The sequence below is a fragment of the Actinacidiphila bryophytorum genome (assembly GCF_016916835.1).
Lineage (GTDB): Bacteria > Actinomycetota > Actinomycetes > Streptomycetales > Streptomycetaceae > Actinacidiphila > Actinacidiphila bryophytorum.
In genome coordinates, this window is the sequence record NZ_JAFFIX010000024.1 from 119,891 (window position 1) to 135,100 (window position 15,210).

Below are 15,210 nucleotides of genomic sequence, written 5' to 3' on the forward strand. Positions count from 1 at the left end.
TCGCGTAAGTCACAGGGGAAGGAGAAAAATGTCCCGACGTGGCTGACGATTCGCAGGGACACCAGGAACAGCAGCGTCACCCCTGGGCACGGGGACTCGACGCCGGCGCGATCGGGTCGTACACCGCGGTGGGGGACAGCTTCACCGAGGGCGTCGGCGACCCCGGCCCCGACGGCTCCTTCGTCGGCTGGGCCGACCGGCTGGCCGTCCTGCTCGCCGACCGGCGCGAGGAGCACAGCTTCCGCTACGCCAACCTCGCCGTACGCGGCCGGCTGCTCGACCAGATCGTCGCGGAGCAGGTACCGCGGGCCGTCGAACTGGCCCCCGACCTGGTCACCTTCTGCGCCGGCGGCAACGACATCCTGCGCCCCGGCGGCGACCCCGACGCCATCGCCGAGCGCTTCGAGGCCGCGGTCGTCCAGCTGACCGCCGGGGTCGGCACGGTCCTGGTCTGCACCGGCTTCGACACCCGCGGGGTGCCCGTACTGCGCCATCTGCGCGGGAAGATCGCCACGTACACCGCGCACGTGCGCGCCATCGCCGACCGCAACGGGTGCCCCGTCCTCGACCTGTGGTCGCTGCGCTCGGTCCAGGACCGCAGGGCCTGGAGCGAGGACCGGCTGCACCTGTCGGCCGAGGGCCACACCCGGGTCGCGCTGCGCGCCGGGCAGGTACTCGGCCTCGACGTGCCGGCCGACCCCGACCAGCCGTGGCCGCCGCAGGACCCGCGGCTGCCCTCGGAGGTGCGCAGGGACAACATCCACTGGGCGCGCGAGTATCTGGTGCCGTGGATCGGCCGCCGGCTGCGCGGTGAGTCCTCGGGCGACCACGTCGAGCCCAAGCGCCCGGACCTGCTGCCGCTGCGGTAGGAAAATCGGGCCCGGCGGAGGCAGTGCGGTCAGTGGGGAGCGCGGTGGGCGGCCAATTCCGCCCACACCACTCGACCTGCACCATCCTCCGCCGGGTCCGACCCCCATGCCAGCGAGAGCACGCTGACAAGCAGCAGCCCCCGCCCGCCCTCCTCATCGGCACCGGCGACCCCGGGCGCCGGCACGCCCGCCCCCCGGCCCTGATCGGTCACTTCGACCCTGACGACGCTGCCGCAGTCGTGCAGCACACACGTGATCTTCTCGCTGTCGGTGTGCCGTACGGCGTTGGTGAACAGTTCGGTCACCACCAGGCTCGCGTCGTCGCGCAGTTCCGCGCCGGCCCCCCATTCCCGCAAACGCGCCCGTATCCGCCCGCGGGCGTCCGCTACGGACGCGCTGAGCGCGGGCAGCCTGAACACGTCACGGCGGCCGGGGTGGCCGACACCGTCGCGGCGCTCGCGCCGGAGGGCGTCAGGTGAAGGAACCACTCCGTAACTATGAGGCTCGCGCGGGACACATGGCAAGGTCCGATCTGTAAATTACAGAATCGGCGCTACATGCTGTTCCGTGCGCTGACAACATGACAGACTGCTTCTCAGCCAAGGAAGTTGGAGGAGAGCCACGTGATGGACCCCCGGCCGGGAGGAGCCCCGACCGTCCTGCGCATGGTCCTCGGCAAGCGCCTTCAGGATCTGCGGGAGCAGGCCGGCATCAGCCTGGAGGAGGCCGGCCGCGCGCTGGACGTCACCCACGCCACGATCCGCCGGATGGAAAAGGCGGAAGTCGGGCTGAAGATCCCGTATGTCGAGAAACTCCTCGTCACGTACGGAATCACCTCTCCCGAGGAGATCAGCGGCTTCCTCGCGCTCGCCCGCGAGGCCAACCGCCCCGGCTGGTGGCACAGCTTCCGCGACGTCCTGCCCGACTGGTTCAGCGCCTTCGTCAGCCTCGAAGGCGAGGCGGCGGTCATCCGCGCCTACGAGCCGGCCTACGTCCCGGGGCTGCTGCAGACCGCCAACTACGCCCGGGCCACGCTGCGCGCGGGGCTGCCGCACGCCGCCCCCGAGGAGATCGACCGGCTGCTGACCCTGCGGACCGAGCGCCAGGCGCTGGTCACCCGCACCGACGCGCCCCTGCTGTGGATCGTGATGGACGAGACGGTGCTGCGGCGCCCGATCGGCGGCCGGCGGGTGATGCGCGAACAGATGGAACGCCTGATGGAAGCCACCGAGCTGCCCAACGTCAGGCTGCAGATCATGCCGTTCGCCGCCGGGCCGCACCCGGCCATGTACGGCCCCTTCCACATCTTCCGGTTCCAGCTCAACGAGATCCCCGACATCGCCTACGCCGAAAGCCTGGTGGGCGGCGTCTACTTCGACGAACGCGACGACGTGTCCGCGTTCCTCGAAGCGCTGGACCGGATGTGCGCGCAGGCCGCGCCAGCACAGAGCACCAAAGCCATCCTCGATGGCATGCGCAAGGAGATCTGAACGATGGATCGCGTCGGCAATGACGGCATATGCGGGTACGAGGACGTATACGACGGAATCTACAACGGGATGCCCGCCAACGAACTCGGTGTCGAGGGGTGGCGGAAGCCGTGGAGCGGCGGCAACGGCGGCTCGTGCGTCGAGGCCAAGAAGCTCAACGACGGCAGGGTGGCGCTGCGCCAGTCGACCGACCCCGACGGCCCCGCGCTGATCTACAGCAACCACGAGATCACCACCTTCATCCTGGGCGCCAAAGCCGGCGAAGCGGACTTCCTGCTCGGCTGAACCACCACGCAGCACCACGCACCACAGCAATGACCGGAGGACGGCGTTGACCGATCAGGGCTTTACCGCCGAGCAGATAGACACCAGCAGGCCGCACCCCGCCCGGATGTACGACTACTACCTGGGCGGCAGGGACAACTACGAGGTCGACAGGGAAGCCGCCCAGCGCGTCATCGACCTCTTCCCGGACATCGTGCCCATGGCACTGGGCAACCGGCGCTTCATGCACCGGGCCGTGCGGCACCTCGCCGAGAGCGGCATCCGGCAGATCATCGACATCGGCACGGGCATCCCGACCGCGCCCAACACCCACCAGGTCGCGCACGAGGTGTCGCCCGACGTCCGGGTCGCCTACGTCGACAACGACCCGATCGTCGCCACGTACGCCGGCGCCCACCTGCTGGGCAGGGGCAACACCGGCTTCTTCCTCGGCGACGTCCGCGACCCCGACGCCATCCTGAAGCACTCCACCATCAGCCAGCTCATCGACTTCGACCAGCCGGTCGGGCTGATGCTGGTGGCGCTGCTGCACTTCGTCAAGGACGACGAGGACCCCGCGGGCCTGGTCGCCGCCTACCGCGACGCGCTGCCCGCCGGTAGCTACCTGGTCCTCAGCCACACCACCGGCGACTTCCACCAGCTCGACGGCGACGCAGGACAGGCCAGGGACGTCTACCAGGACCGCGGTGCCACCGCCACCCTGACGCTGCGCTCCCACGCCGAGGTGCTGGACTTCTTCGACGGCTTCGACCTGCTCGAACCCGGCCTCGTCCAGCCGCCCGCGTGGCGCCCCGACGGCCCGCCGCCGAAGCCGGCCGACCTGGCCAACGTCGGCTTCTACGCCGGCGTCGGCATCAAGAACTGACACGCAGGACCCGAGCAGAAACCGGAGGACGGTGTTGACCGAGCAGGGCTTCCCCGTCGGGGAGATAGACACCAGCAGGCCGCACCCGGCCCGCATGTACGACTTCTTCCTCGGCGGGAGAGACAACTACGAGGTCGACAGGGAAGCGGCGCAGCAGGTCATCGACCTCTTCCCTGACATCGTGCCGACCACCAGGGCCAACCGGCGCTTCATGCACCGGGCGGTACGCCACCTGGCCAGGAGCGGCATCCGGCAGATCATCGACATCGGGACCGGCATCCCGACCGCGCCCAACACCCACCAGGTCGCGCACGAGGTGTCGCCCGACGTCCGGGTCGCCTACGTCGACAACGACCCCATCGTCGCCACCCACGCGGGCGCCCACCTGCTGGGCGCGGGCAACACCGGCTTCTTCCTCGCCGACCTGCGCGACCCGGTGGCGATCCTCGGGCACCCCACCATCGGCAAGCTCATCGACATGGACCAGCCGATCGGCCTGCTGATGGTCGCCGTCCTGCACTTCGTCAAGGACGACGAGGACCCCGCGGGGCTGGTCGCCGCCTACCGCGACGCCCTGCCCGCCGGCAGCCGGCTGGTCCTCAGCCACGCCACCAGCGACTTCCACTCCCCGGAGACGGGCGTGGAGGACGCCAAGGAGGTCTACAAGGACCGCGGCGCCACCGCGACGGTCACCACCAGGTCCTACGAGCAGGTGCTGCCGTTCTTCGACGGCTTCGACCTGGTCGATCCCGGGCTGGTGCAGATCCCGCTGTGGCACCCGGAAGGCGAACTGCCGACAGCCGCCGAGCTGAGCCACGTCGGCACCTACGGCGGCGTCGGCGTCAAGCTCTGAACCGGGCGCCCCCCCGCGGGCGCCCCCACGGACCAACTAACACCGGGGAAGGGAAGGACGGCGGCCGCAGCGGTCATCTCGGGCCGCTCGGCCGTCGTCCGACCGGTCCGCGCACCTCAGCGCAGCGCGGCCACCGCCACCACCACACCGTCCAGGGTGCTCGCGAAGTCAGCGCCCAGCGCACGCGACGGCGTCTGGAACCCCGCCGGCAGGTCCGGCAGCTGCCCTACGATCCGCAGCACCGAGTCCACCGTCATCCGGTACGGGTTCGGTCCGGTGAGCGTCGCCGACACCGAGTTGCCCGCCGCGTCCCTGGCCCGCCCCCACACCTCGCAGCCCGAACCGTTCAGCGCCCGCTCGCCAGGACCGCGCACCAGCCGCCCCAGCGCACCCCCGACCGCCCCGCGCAGCGGCCCGAGCCGCAGCACCCGTGTCGCCGCCAGCGCCGGCGCCGGCACCGCCGTGTACGTGGTGATGTCCGGGATGCCCGTCGAGTGGTAGGCGGTACTGACATCCCCCCACGGCACCGACACCACCGTCCGCGCCCCCGAAGGGAAAGCCGCCCGCACCTGCCGCGACCCGAACGGCACGGTACGGATCTCGCCGCCGGAACGGATCCGCCCGCCGTCCGCCGCGCTCTCCACCGCGGTACGCACCGTGCCGGGGCTCGCCCCGCCGCGCGTCACGAAGGCCAGGTCCAACTGCGTGGCGTCCGGCAGCCGCGCCGCCAGCAGCGCGGCCACGCAGTCCGTCGGCACCACGTCGAAGCCCGCACCCGGCAGCAGCGTCACCCCCGCCTTCGCCGCACGGGCGCCCAGCGCGTGCAGCGACTCGAACACCTCGATCTCACCGGTGATGTCCAGATAGTCCGTGCCCGTCTCCACACAGGCCGTCGCCATCGGCAGCGCCGTCCGCACGAAGGGGCCCGCGCAGTGCGCGACGCTGTCCGCACCGGCCAGGCCGCGGCGCACCGCGCCCGGCTCGTCCAGGCCGAACACCCGGTGCTCCAGCCCGAGTTCCGCAGCCAGCGGCACCACCTTCGCCGCACTGCGGCCGGCCAGGACAGGGCGCATACCCAGGGCGACGGCGCGGCGGGCGACCATCCTGCCGGTGTAGCCGGTGGCGCCGTACAACAGCCAGGTCATACGTCCGATCCTCCTCCGACGGCGTGACCCGAACCGTACACGCGCCGCCCGCGTCGGCGATATCGGGTGGGCGCTACGGCCCCGGCATGCGATTCTTGTGCCATGACCGACCAAGAACAGCAAGCCGCAGAACCGACCTCCGAGGAGCCGGACGCGGCGGCACCGGCCGCCGCGGACGCCGAGGAGGACGAGGTCAAGCGGAAGTTCCGCGAGGCGCTCGAACGCAAGCAGGGGTCCCGGCGGGGCGCCGGGGGCACCGGGAACGGCCCGGACCAGTCCAAGATCCACGGTGCGCATGGGCGCGCGGGCGGACCGCGCGAATTCCGCCGCAAAAGCGGCTGACGCCGCGAGGGTAGATGGGCGCCCTTCCCCCTGAACGGCGCCCTTCCCCCCCCGGGCCTGATCGGGCGAGCGGTCGGCTGTCATCGACGCGTCATGGTGTTGCCGCGGTGTTGCGCCATCTGACCTGCCGTCGGCACGCTGCTGACGTGGGCTTACGCCCCCGGGTTCGGCAGATCCGCCACCACCCGCACCGGGGCGGAGCCCCCGGCGGGCGCCTCAGCGGTGGTACTGGTCGCCCATTGCGGACGCCCCATGGACGGTCCGCGCGTCATGCACGGCCCGCTCGTACCCGCGGGCCGCCTCATGCTGCCGGTCCCCGGCGGCATCCACCCCGTGGGCCGCCCCCCGGCGGCGCAGGACGGCGACGGCGGCCGCCACCGCAACGGCGACGACGACGAGTGTGACGACAACTACGGTCATGAGGTCCCCCCTCGGTCACTTCCGGCCTGCGCCGGAAAATCCACGGTAACCCGGCAGTAGCCGCGCCCACCACGAACACCAGGCTTCGCACCGGCCCCGGGGCCGGGCCGGCCGTCAGTGCACGCGGCACATGAAGATCATCACCCCGTGAAGATCCGCAGCCGACCGCATAATGGAACAGGCGGATATTCCGCCGATCGAACGATCCGCCTGGAGGAAACGTGACCGGCGCCGGTCGACAGCCGTCCCGCCTCGTGAAAGCGCGCCCGGCGGCCTTCGGGGCCGACCCCGCGGGCGAGCGCCTCGAACGTATCCTGAGGTCGCCGAACTACGCCGACGGCGCCTTCGTCAACCCCGTCGGCGTCGGGCCGGGACCCGGCAGCGACTTCCTCAAGTCGCTGCCCGCGAGCCTCCGCAAGGAGGCCCGGGTGACCAGGAAGCCGACCAGGCCCATCCCGGTCCACCCCACCACGCTCGCCGACATCGCGGTTCCGCCCGCCTCGGGGCTGCGGCTGACCTGGACGGGGCACTCCACGGTACTGGCCGAGATCGGCGGGCGCCGGGTGCTGTTCGACCCGGTGTGGGGCGAGCGCTGCTCGCCCTTCACCTTCGCGGGGCCGCGCCGCATGCACCCCGCGCCGGTCCCGCTGGGCTCGCTGACCGGCCTGGACGTCGTGGTCATCTCGCACGACCACTACGACCACCTCGACATGCCCACCATCGTCGAACTCGTCCGCAGCGACGTCGTGTTCGCGGTGCCGCTGGGCGTCGGCGCCCACCTGGAGCACTGGGGCGTGTCCGCGGCCCGCATCCACGAACTGGACTGGAACGAGTCCAACGAGATCGGCGGCCTGCGGCTGACCGCCACCCCCGCCCGGCACTTCTGCGGGCGCGGCCTGCGCGGCCGGCAGCAGACCCTGTGGGCGTCCTGGGCGGTCACCGACGGCACCCACCGGATCTTCCACAGCGGCGACACCGGCTACTTCCCCGGCTTCGCCGACATCGGCGCCGAGCACGGCCCCTTCGACGCCACGATGATCCAGATCGGCGCCTACAGCGAGTTCTGGCCGGACATCCACATGACGCCCGACGAGGGCATGCAGGCACACATCGACCTGTCGGGCGGCCTCCCGCACGGCGTGATGCTGCCCATCCACTGGGGCACCTTCAACCTCGCCCAGCACCCCTGGGCCGAGCCCGCCGAAGGCACGGTGGCCGCGGCCCGCGCCGCCGGTGCCGCCGTCGCCACCCCGCGGGTCGGCGCGCCCTTCGAGCCCGCGCAGCCGCAGCCCGACGACTGGTGGTGGCGCGAGATCGCCGTCGCACCCGCCGGCGGCTGGCCCGCACACCCCGAGCCCGCCGCCCCTGCCGACCGGCCCGCAGCCGACTACGAGGTGGCCGAGTAGCCGGCTACCGGGCCGAGAGCCGGCTACTGCTCCACGCCCGGCGGGACGCACCAGGTGGCCTCCAGCGGCACGAAGGTGAAGGAGAAGGCGGCGGGCGCCGCCTCCAGCCGGTCGCCGGGGAGCGTGAGGGGACCGCAGGACGCACTGCCCAGGCCGTGCAGCGCATGGTCCAGATGCACCCACAGCGTCTCCTCGCGCACCAGGTCGGTGGTGTGCCGAGCCGCGTCCAGCGCCTCGGTGCTCCACGGCCTGGCGGTCAGCCAGTACGCGGGCGCCCCCTCGATGCGCAGGCCGGAGCCGTCGGCCCTGCGCAGCTCCGACCAGCGCACATCCGGCCTGGCGCCGTTCTCCTGCGGGCGCACGTACGGGGTCTGCAACTCCTCGACCGACGCGCGCCAGCGCCCGACCCTGGCCGCGGTGCGGCTGTCCGGGTACGCCTCGCCCGGCCCGCCGCCGTACCACTCGACGGAGTCCAGCGTCGGGCACAGCCCCATCCGCACGCCGAGCCGGGGCAGCGGCAGCCGCCATTCGCCCTCGGGGGTCACGGCGACGTCCAGGTGCAGCCGGTCGCCGGCCGCGCTCCAGGTGTACACGGTGAGCAGCGCGTTGTCGGCGGCGGCCGCGGCGACCCGGGTGGTGACGGTCAGCGTGTCGCCGCCGACGGCCACCCGCACCACCCGGTGGCGCATGCGGTGCAGGCCCGACTCCCGCCACTGGCGGTCGAGTTGGCTGTCGGGGAACCACGGCATGCCGCGGTCGTTGTCGGTGGGCGCCCGCCAGACGTCCAGCCGGGGCGCTTCGAGCGGGGCGCCGGCGAGGTAGCGCAGCGCGCCGGTGGCGGCGTCGAAGGTGCCGGGGCCGAGGACGACCATGCCGCCCTCGGCCAGGCGCGGGGCGTGCGGGGCGCCCCCGTGCACCCGGTCGGCGGCGCCGAGGCCGCCGGGGCCCCGCTGGGCCGCCGGGAACTGTGCCCAGGCGACCTCGTGTCCCGCCGGCGCCCACGCGGTGTCCTCGGCGAGCACGGCGCGTACCGTCCACCAGGCCTCGCCCTCCGCCGGGGAGCGGGGCATCGGCGGCAGGTCGAGGACGGCGCTCTGTCCGGGACCCGTGAGCGGCACCGTGAAGCGGCCCGAGTCGCCGGCGACTCCCGCCACCTCGTACGTCCAGCTGAAGGCCAGCCCTGACAGGTCCGCGAAGTCGTGCCGGTTGGTCACCGTCACCTGCCCGCGCCCCACGTCGCCCGCGATCCGTACCGGCTCGATCACCTTCTTGTACTCGACCAGGCCGGGGGAGGGCGTGCGATCGGGGAAGAGCAGCCCGTCGCAGACGAAGTTGCCGTCGTGCAGCTCCTCGCCGAAGTCGCCGCCGTAGGCGAAGTACGCCGTCCCGTCCGCGGTCCGCCGGCGCAGCCCGTGGTCGATCCACTCCCAGACGAAACCGCCCTGGCAGCGCTCGTAGGTGTCGAAGATCCGCTGGTATTCGGCAAGCCCGCCAGGCCCGTTGCCCATCGCGTGCGCGTACTCGCACAGGATGAAGGGCATATTGCGCCGCCGCTTGTCCGACTCGGCGTCGGCCAGCGGGGGTTCCGCGCGCCGGCCGATCAGCTCGGACTCGGCGTGGTCGGCGTACATCCGCGAGTAGACGTCCACGTCAGCGCAGGACAGGTCGCCCTCGTAGTGGATGGGCCGGGCCGGGTCGCGCTCCCTGATCCAGGACGCCATCGCGGACAGCCCCGCGCCGGTGCCGCACTCGTTGCCCAGCGACCACATCACCACCGACGGGTGGTTCTTGTCCCGCTCCACCATGCGGGCCGCCCGGTCCAGCAGCGCCGGCGTCCACCGCTCGTCGGCCACCGGGTTGCCCCGCCAGCCGACCTCCTCGAAGCCGTGCGTCTCCAGGTCGCACTCGTCGATCACCCACATGCCCAGCTCGTCGCACAGGTCGAGGAAGGCCGGGTGCGGCGGGTAGTGGCTGGTGCGCACCGCGTTGATGTTGTGCTGCTTCATCAGCAGCAGGTCGTCGCGCATCGTCTCCTGGTCCAGGGCGCGCCCGTGGTCCGGGTCGAACTCGTGCCGGTTCACCCCGCGGAAGGCGATCCGCCGCCCGTTGACCTTCAGGACGCCGTCCTCGACGGCCACGGTACGGAAGCCTATCCGCAGCGGAATGCGCTCCCCCTCGGTCGCCAGCTCCGCGTCGTACAGCCGCGGCAGCTCCGCCGACCACGGCTCGACCGGCACGATCACCGGCTCGCCCGTGGGGATGTCCAGGCCCAGCTCCGGCACCGTCACGGTGCCGCCGGGCTCGCAGTCCACCCGCAGGGTGCCGGTGCCGGTGGTGTGGTCGTAGCCGCAGTGCACGAAGAAGTCGGTGACCGCACCCTCGGGCCGCTCGATCAACGTGACCTCGCGGAAGATCCCCGGCAGCCACCACATGTCCTGGTCCTCCAGGTAGCTGCCGGACGACCACTGGTGCACCCGTACCGCCAGCACGTTCTGCTGCGGCCGCAGCAGCTCGCCGACCTCGAACTCCACCGGCAGCCTGCTGCCCTTGAAGGTGCCCAGCTCCGTCCCGTTCAGCCACACCCGGGCGCAGGAGTCCACGCCCTCGAAGCGCAGCACCGCCGCGCCCCCCGGCCAGTCGTCCGGCAGGTCGAAGGTCCGCAGGTGGTCCCCTGTCGGGTTCTCGGTCGGCACGTACGGCGGGTCGACGGGGAAGGGGTAGCGGACGTTGGTGTACGCCGGCTGCCCGTACCCCTGCAGCGGCCAGTGCGACGGCACCGGCAGCACGTCCCAGCGGGCCGCGTCGTAACCCGGCCGCGCGAAGGAGTCGTCCTCGGCCTGCGCCGTCGCCGACAGCCGGAAGCGCCAGGCCCCGCCGAGCCCCACCCGCCGCGCGTCGGAGGCCGGCCACCACGCGCGCGGCGGCAGTGCTCCCGTGCCGGGGGCCATGTCCTCGTAGTACGGAACGGCCGCGGACGGCTCCGGCTCGTGCATCGTTGCTGCTCCTCAGTTCCCGGATCCGCCGTGTCGCGCGCGCCGGGCCTGCCGGCCCGGTTGATCCACTGCACCGATTCTGCTGAGGCGGCGGGCCTGCCGCTAGATGTACCGATCACCGAATTGCCCGGCCCACCCGCGGCTCCCCGGCCGCCGGCGCCGAACCCCGGTGTCCCGAGGCGGACTTGACCGTCCCGCCGGGCCACTGGGATCCTGCCCGCCCGAAGGACTGGGGGGCAGTGCCATGACTCACTCACCACACGTGACCGCGGTCACGTCGGCGGCCGCATCCGCCGCGGAACCGATCAGCGGCCTCAAGGGCGGCTGGGCCCTCGTGCTGATCGCGGCCGTGGTCGTCGTCATCGCGGCGGTCGCCGTCATACCGCTGATCATGGACGTACGCCGTGCCACCGCCTGGCGCCGCCAGCTCACCGACCAGCTGATCGACCGCGCGGCCACCGACCACGAGGTCCGCGACTTCCTCCGCGACCTGCGCGAGCCCCGCGGCGTCCGCGGCCTGACCCGCAGCATCATCGCCGTCCTGATCCTGGCCCTGGTCGGCTTCGCCCTCGCGGTGGCCATGCTGTCCTCGGGCCCCGATTCCGGCGACCTGCGCAAGACCATCGTGACCTCGCTGATGACCGTGCTGGCCACGGTGGCCGGCTTCTACTTCGGCACCCTGGGCGCGCAGAACAGCGCGGAGGACGCCCGCCGCCACGCCGCCCCCCAGCCCCGCCCCAAGCCCGCCCCCACCCCGCCCGCCCCACCCACACCCCCGTCACCCCCCGAGCACGAGGTGTAGCCCCCACCCCCACCCCGGTGCGAGCGAACACCTCCCGACGTGAGGTATTGTTCTCGTGCACGGCCCCCCGGGGATCACCCCCCGGAAGCGGCCAAGCACCGGGACGTGGCGCAGCTTGGTAGCGCACCTGACTGGGGGTCAGGGGGTCGCAGGTTCAAATCCTGTCGTCCCGACGGTGCACGGAAGGCCCGCTGGACTGGCATATGGCCAGGTCAGCGGGCCTTCGTTGTTGTCGGCAACGGTTTCCATGTGATGGGCCGTCAGGCTCCTGGGGACCAATTGGGGACCACGGGCGCAGAAAACCCTGCCCCTGCCGAAAACCTCATCCATGCAGGTCACGCGGCATGTTGGTACTCGTGGAGGATGCCGCCGAGCCGGTCGCGCTTTCGTATGTCGAGGCGGGAGATCTGCCCCGGATCAGTGATTGGCGCGGGCAACAGGTGTAGCGGACGGGTGTTGGCGATGCCTTGGTGGGGTCGGTGGGAGTTGTAGTGTTCCTCGAACTCCCGCAGGGCGTGGAGCAGGTGGCGCTGGTTCCATATCAGGGTGCGGTCGAGGAGTTCGCGGCGGCAGGTCTGCACCCATCTTTCCATGATCGCGTTCATGCGTGGGATCCGGATGCCGCTGAGCACGACCTCGATCCCGGCGTCGGCGAGGATGGTGTCGAACAGAGCGGGAAACTTCCCGTCCCGGTCTCGGATCAGGAACCGCGCGCGGCAGTCGGCGTCCTGGAGGTCCATGACGAGGTTCCTTGCGGTCTGGGTCACCCAGGACGTGGTGGGATGTGCGGTCGCGCCGAGGATCCGGATCCGTCGGCTGGCGTGCTCGATTACCGCGAAGATATACACCCGCGCCCCGGACAGGGTGACTGTCTCCAGGAAGTCGCAGGCCAGCAGGGCGTCGGCCTGGGAGTGCACGAAGTCAGCCCACGTACTCGAGGCCCGCTTCGGTGCGGGCTCGATGCCGGCGTCCTTGAGGATTTCCCAGACGGTGGAGGCAGCCACTTTCACGCTGAGGACCAGGAGCTCACCGTGAATGCGACGGTAGCCCCAGCTGGGGTTTTCCCGCGCGAGCCGCAGTACCAGGAGCCGGACGGAGCGTATGGTCCGTGGGCGTCCGGATCGCTTCGGGCGGGAACGAGCCGCGTGGCGGCGCGCGACCAGATCCCGGTGCCAGCGCAGTACCGTGTCCGGGCGTACCAGCAGTCGCACCCGGCGGAGCACGTCCCGCGGCAGCCGGTGCAGCAGTGCTGCGAGGAACGCGCGATCACTCGGGGTGAACCGCACCCTTTCTTGGCCGAGTTGGCGTTCCAGGACCATGATCTGATGGCGCAGCGCGAGGATCTGCGCGTCTTTGTCCCGATCGCTCATCGGCAGCAGACGCAGCATCGCGAACGCGTTCGTCACAGTCAGGTAAGCCAGTCGCAGCAACACAATTGATCATCATGCCGGGGCGCTTGCCAATCGCGCGAGAGCACCATCTGAATGCCTACGGGCTCCAACCCTGGGCACATCCTTCACCTGCTCTCACCAGGGCGGATGAGGTTCTCGGCAGGGGCAACGTTCCGCGGCAACCGGTGCAGCAGTGCTGCGAGGAACGCGCGATCACTCTGGGTGAACCGCAACCTATTTTGGCCGAGTTGGCGTTCCAGGACGATGATCTGATGGCGTAGCGCGAGGATTTCTGCGTCCCGGTCCCGATCGGTCATGGGCAGCAGACGCAGCATCGCGAACGCGTTCGTCACGGTCAGTTAGGCCAGTCGCAGCAACACAATCGATCATCATGCCGGGGCGCCTGCCAACCGCGCGAGAGCACCACCCGACGCCTAAGGGCTCCTAGCCTGGGCGCCTCCTCCACCGGTTCTCACCAGCGAGGATGAGGTTTTCGGCAGGGGCAGCGTTGGCCGTTTACTGCGGCACCGTTGCTGGCCGTGGCGGGGCGGGTACGTATGCCCTACCCGGTGGATGCCCCTGCCCGGGCGACGAAGGAGCGATGTGTCGTGGACGTCGAGGTCGGCCTCCAGATCAACGGGGAGCGGCGGTAGCTGACTGTGGGCACCCGGACCAACCTCCCCCCAGGGACTGGCAGCGCTGCATTTTTCCGCCGTCGCCGACCAGGGGGATGGTGATGGCGAGTGAGCCGGCGCAGGCGCTGTGAGACGTCCGGCAGGAAGCGTTCGGCTTCAGCAGGGCGCGGGCGCCTTGCAGCGGTCCAGCCGGGCCGAGAAATCGCTGAGGTATTCCAGACGCCATCGGCTGACGTGCTTCGCGCCCGCCCAGGGGCCTTCGGCGGCTGCCGGGTCCTGGTCGTCGGTCCACCAGTACGGGTGTGAGCTCGATGGCGTGCTCGCGCGCTCCGCGGGTGGGGGAGCGGCGGTGACCGCACCGGACAGGCCGTCCAGGGCCGGGTGATCGCTCTGGATCACGTACGGCCACACCTTCGGATCGCGCGGTGAGAAGCGGAATCGCAGGACACTCCCCTCGTTGACGGCAACGGGGAACGGGCCTGACGTCCGGTTGTCGATCACCATCCGCGCTGTGTTCCCCGGACCGTAGCTCTCCGGAGCGGGGATCGCGAACTCGACCACGCCATAGACCTCCGCGGTGTCCGCCGCCGTGGTCAGACGGTCGAAGACGGTCTTCCGGCCGTCCCACACCCGAACGTACTGCCCGCCCCAGCTCGGCAGCGCCGGGTTCTGGCTGCCCTGCAGCAGCCATGTCACAGACGGTGTGTCGCCCATCTTGACCTGCGGCGACTGCGTCGCGAAGAAGTCACCGAGCGCGCCGTGCCCGGCGACGTGGCGTTCCACGAAGGCCGCGTTGCCCCACTCGCCGCTCTGGTCGCCGCCGGTGAAGAAGCCGCGGTAGGTCGCGTCGGACTCGATGATCCGTAGTTCGGGATGGTGGGTCTCGATGTAGTTGTAGGCATCCACCGCCCACAGTTTGTTGGGCCCGCCGATGTAGTACACGCGCAGCTTCGGCAGGATGTCGGGGGCGTCGTGAAGGGCCTGCGCAAGGTCGTCGATGCCTCCCCAGACAAGGACGTTCAATAGATCGTCCCCCTCCCGCGCGCACTTCACGATCCAGCGGGACCCTTCGGTCGGCTCACCGAAGCCCCTGCTGCCGGCCGACTCACGGGCGCCCTGCTTGCTGAGCGCGCGCAGACGCGCAGGGGAGGGGTAGTGCGGTGAGTATGTTCTCAGATTGCCGTAGTCGCGCTCATAGGCATCGACAACCCGAAGGATGTCCTCCACACGCCCGGCGCCGAACGGTGAGGACACCAACCCGGCGATCTCCAACCGGTCCGCGTACAACAGGAGATGGACCATGGACTGGAAGTCGTCGAAATCCGTCCCGCCGATGTCCGTCGAGACGAGCACACGCGGGCGGAGCGCACCGTCGCCGCCGTGCCGTGCCGGTTGCACCGCGGCGAGGGCCTGCGTGGCGGTTGCGGCTCCGACCCCCACGCCCACCAGGGCGCCGGTCGTCGATCGGGCCGCTCGGCTCAGGAACTCGCGTCGCTTCATTGCCACGGCTACACCCTTCCTTGGGTGTGAATATATATTCAGTAGTGACTGATGAGGTGCCACTGGACCGTAGTGCGCCCTCGGCACCTCGTCAAGAACGGGGCTGACCGGATGGCACGCGCCCAGGACGTCTGGGGGCTGTGCCATCCGGCCACGCCTTTCGCTTCCCGCTCGGCCGACCTTGTTACCGCGGCCGACCGTTTACCAGGGAGCT

The 15,210-nt window shown here is 71.1% G+C and carries 15 protein-coding genes and 1 tRNA gene; 9 read left to right on the forward strand and 7 right to left on the reverse strand.

Annotation, left to right across the window (positions count from 1 at the left end):
* Window positions 1–38: 38 nt before the first annotated feature.
* Complete coding sequence (locus JT723_RS28065) at window positions 39–869, forward strand: SGNH/GDSL hydrolase family protein (protein WP_372441390.1); 831 nt, start codon at window positions 39–41, stop codon at window positions 867–869.
* 29 nt (window positions 870–898) lie between these two features.
* Here the strand turns inward: JT723_RS28065 and JT723_RS28070 are convergent, their stop codons facing one another.
* A complete protein-coding gene (locus tag JT723_RS28070) occupies window positions 899–1,357 on the reverse strand; it encodes an ATP-binding protein (protein WP_251513396.1) in 459 nt (152 codons plus the stop codon).
* A 138-nt stretch (window positions 1,358–1,495) separates the two neighbouring features.
* Between JT723_RS28070 and JT723_RS28075 the strand changes: the two genes are divergently transcribed.
* Genes JT723_RS28075 through JT723_RS28090 form a run of 4 tightly spaced genes read left to right on the forward strand, consistent with a single transcriptional unit; the run spans window position 1,496 to window position 4,362 of the window.
* A complete protein-coding gene (locus tag JT723_RS28075; RefSeq protein ID WP_491697043.1) occupies window positions 1,496–2,359 on the forward strand; it encodes a Sco1979 family transcriptional regulator in 864 nt (287 codons plus the stop codon).
* Between the two features lie 3 nt (window positions 2,360–2,362).
* On the forward strand, window positions 2,363–2,644 hold the full coding sequence (locus JT723_RS28080; RefSeq protein ID WP_205047607.1) for a DUF397 domain-containing protein: 282 nt from the start codon (window positions 2,363–2,365) through the stop codon (window positions 2,642–2,644).
* Between the two features lie 46 nt (window positions 2,645–2,690).
* Window positions 2,691–3,509 (forward strand): SAM-dependent methyltransferase, encoded by an 819-nt coding sequence (locus JT723_RS28085; protein ID WP_205047608.1) that lies wholly within the window; start codon window positions 2,691–2,693, stop codon window positions 3,507–3,509.
* A 34-nt stretch (window positions 3,510–3,543) separates the two neighbouring features.
* Window positions 3,544–4,362, forward strand: coding sequence for an SAM-dependent methyltransferase (locus JT723_RS28090; protein WP_240166287.1), 819 nt, complete (start codon window positions 3,544–3,546; stop codon window positions 4,360–4,362).
* A gap of 116 nt (window positions 4,363–4,478) precedes the next feature.
* On the opposite strand, the gene JT723_RS28095 is transcribed toward JT723_RS28090, so the two are convergent.
* Entirely contained in the window at window positions 4,479–5,507 is a 1,029-nt protein-coding gene (locus tag JT723_RS28095; protein ID WP_240166288.1) for a saccharopine dehydrogenase family protein, read from the reverse strand.
* 102 nt (window positions 5,508–5,609) lie between these two features.
* Between JT723_RS28095 and JT723_RS28100 the strand changes: the two genes are divergently transcribed.
* A complete protein-coding gene (locus tag JT723_RS28100) occupies window positions 5,610–5,849 on the forward strand; it encodes a DUF5302 domain-containing protein (protein ID WP_205047609.1) in 240 nt (79 codons plus the stop codon).
* A gap of 216 nt (window positions 5,850–6,065) precedes the next feature.
* Here JT723_RS28100 and JT723_RS28105 read toward each other — a convergent pair whose 3' ends face one another.
* Window positions 6,066–6,269 carry a hypothetical protein gene (locus JT723_RS28105; protein ID WP_205047610.1) on the reverse strand — a complete coding sequence of 68 codons (204 nt, stop codon included), beginning with the start codon at window positions 6,267–6,269 and terminating at the stop codon, window positions 6,066–6,068.
* A gap of 221 nt (window positions 6,270–6,490) precedes the next feature.
* Here JT723_RS28105 and JT723_RS28110 point away from each other — a divergent pair, with 221 nt between their 5' ends.
* Window positions 6,491–7,675: an MBL fold metallo-hydrolase gene (locus JT723_RS28110; RefSeq protein WP_205047611.1), complete on the forward strand. Its 1,185-nt coding sequence runs from the start codon at window positions 6,491–6,493 to the stop codon at window positions 7,673–7,675.
* 23 nt (window positions 7,676–7,698) lie between these two features.
* On the opposite strand, the gene JT723_RS28115 is transcribed toward JT723_RS28110, so the two are convergent.
* Window positions 7,699–10,668, reverse strand: a complete 2,970-nt coding sequence (locus JT723_RS28115; RefSeq protein WP_205047612.1) for a glycoside hydrolase family 2 TIM barrel-domain containing protein — start codon at window positions 10,666–10,668, stop codon at window positions 7,699–7,701.
* Window positions 10,669–10,912: 244 nt separating this feature from the next.
* Here JT723_RS28115 and JT723_RS28120 point away from each other — a divergent pair, with 244 nt between their 5' ends.
* Window positions 10,913–11,470, forward strand: coding sequence for a hypothetical protein (locus JT723_RS28120; protein WP_205047613.1), 558 nt, complete (start codon window positions 10,913–10,915; stop codon window positions 11,468–11,470).
* A gap of 99 nt (window positions 11,471–11,569) precedes the next feature.
* Window positions 11,570–11,643 (forward strand) — tRNA-Pro (locus JT723_RS28125).
* Window positions 11,644–11,805: 162 nt separating this feature from the next.
* Here JT723_RS28125 and JT723_RS28130 read toward each other — a convergent pair.
* The 3 genes from JT723_RS28130 to JT723_RS28140 all read right to left on the reverse strand — a co-directional run bounded on the left by JT723_RS28130 (window position 11,806) and on the right by JT723_RS28140 (window position 14,996).
* On the reverse strand, window positions 11,806–12,903 hold the full coding sequence (locus JT723_RS28130) for an integrase core domain-containing protein (RefSeq protein ID WP_205047614.1): 1,098 nt from the start codon (window positions 12,901–12,903) through the stop codon (window positions 11,806–11,808).
* 83 nt (window positions 12,904–12,986) lie between these two features.
* Entirely contained in the window at window positions 12,987–13,214 is a 228-nt protein-coding gene (locus tag JT723_RS28135) for a hypothetical protein (protein ID WP_240166289.1), read from the reverse strand.
* A gap of 438 nt (window positions 13,215–13,652) precedes the next feature.
* Entirely contained in the window at window positions 13,653–14,996 is a 1,344-nt protein-coding gene (locus JT723_RS28140; protein ID WP_205047615.1) for a DUF1593 domain-containing protein, read from the reverse strand.
* Between the last annotated feature and the right edge of the window lie 214 nt (window positions 14,997–15,210).

Bases quoted from the DNA above. Each gene is read 5' to 3' on its own strand.
- JT723_RS28105 (WP_205047610.1), bottom strand. From the start codon at position 6,269: ATGACCGTAGTTGTCGTCACACTCGTCGTCGTCGCCGTTGCGGTGGCG.
- JT723_RS28140 (WP_205047615.1), bottom strand. From the start codon at position 14,996: ATGAAGCGACGCGAGTTCCTGAGCCGAGCGGCCCGATCGACGACCGGC.
- JT723_RS28075 (WP_491697043.1), top strand. From the start codon at position 1,496: ATGGACCCCCGGCCGGGAGGAGCCCCGACCGTCCTGCGCATGGTCCTC.
- JT723_RS28100 (WP_205047609.1), top strand. From the start codon at position 5,610: ATGACCGACCAAGAACAGCAAGCCGCAGAACCGACCTCCGAGGAGCCG.
- JT723_RS28080 (WP_205047607.1), top strand. From the start codon at position 2,363: ATGGATCGCGTCGGCAATGACGGCATATGCGGGTACGAGGACGTATAC.
- JT723_RS28115 (WP_205047612.1), bottom strand. From the start codon at position 10,668: ATGCACGAGCCGGAGCCGTCCGCGGCCGTTCCGTACTACGAGGACATG.
- JT723_RS28120 (WP_205047613.1), top strand. From the start codon at position 10,913: ATGACTCACTCACCACACGTGACCGCGGTCACGTCGGCGGCCGCATCC.
- JT723_RS28095 (WP_240166288.1), bottom strand. From the start codon at position 5,507: ATGACCTGGCTGTTGTACGGCGCCACCGGCTACACCGGCAGGATGGTC.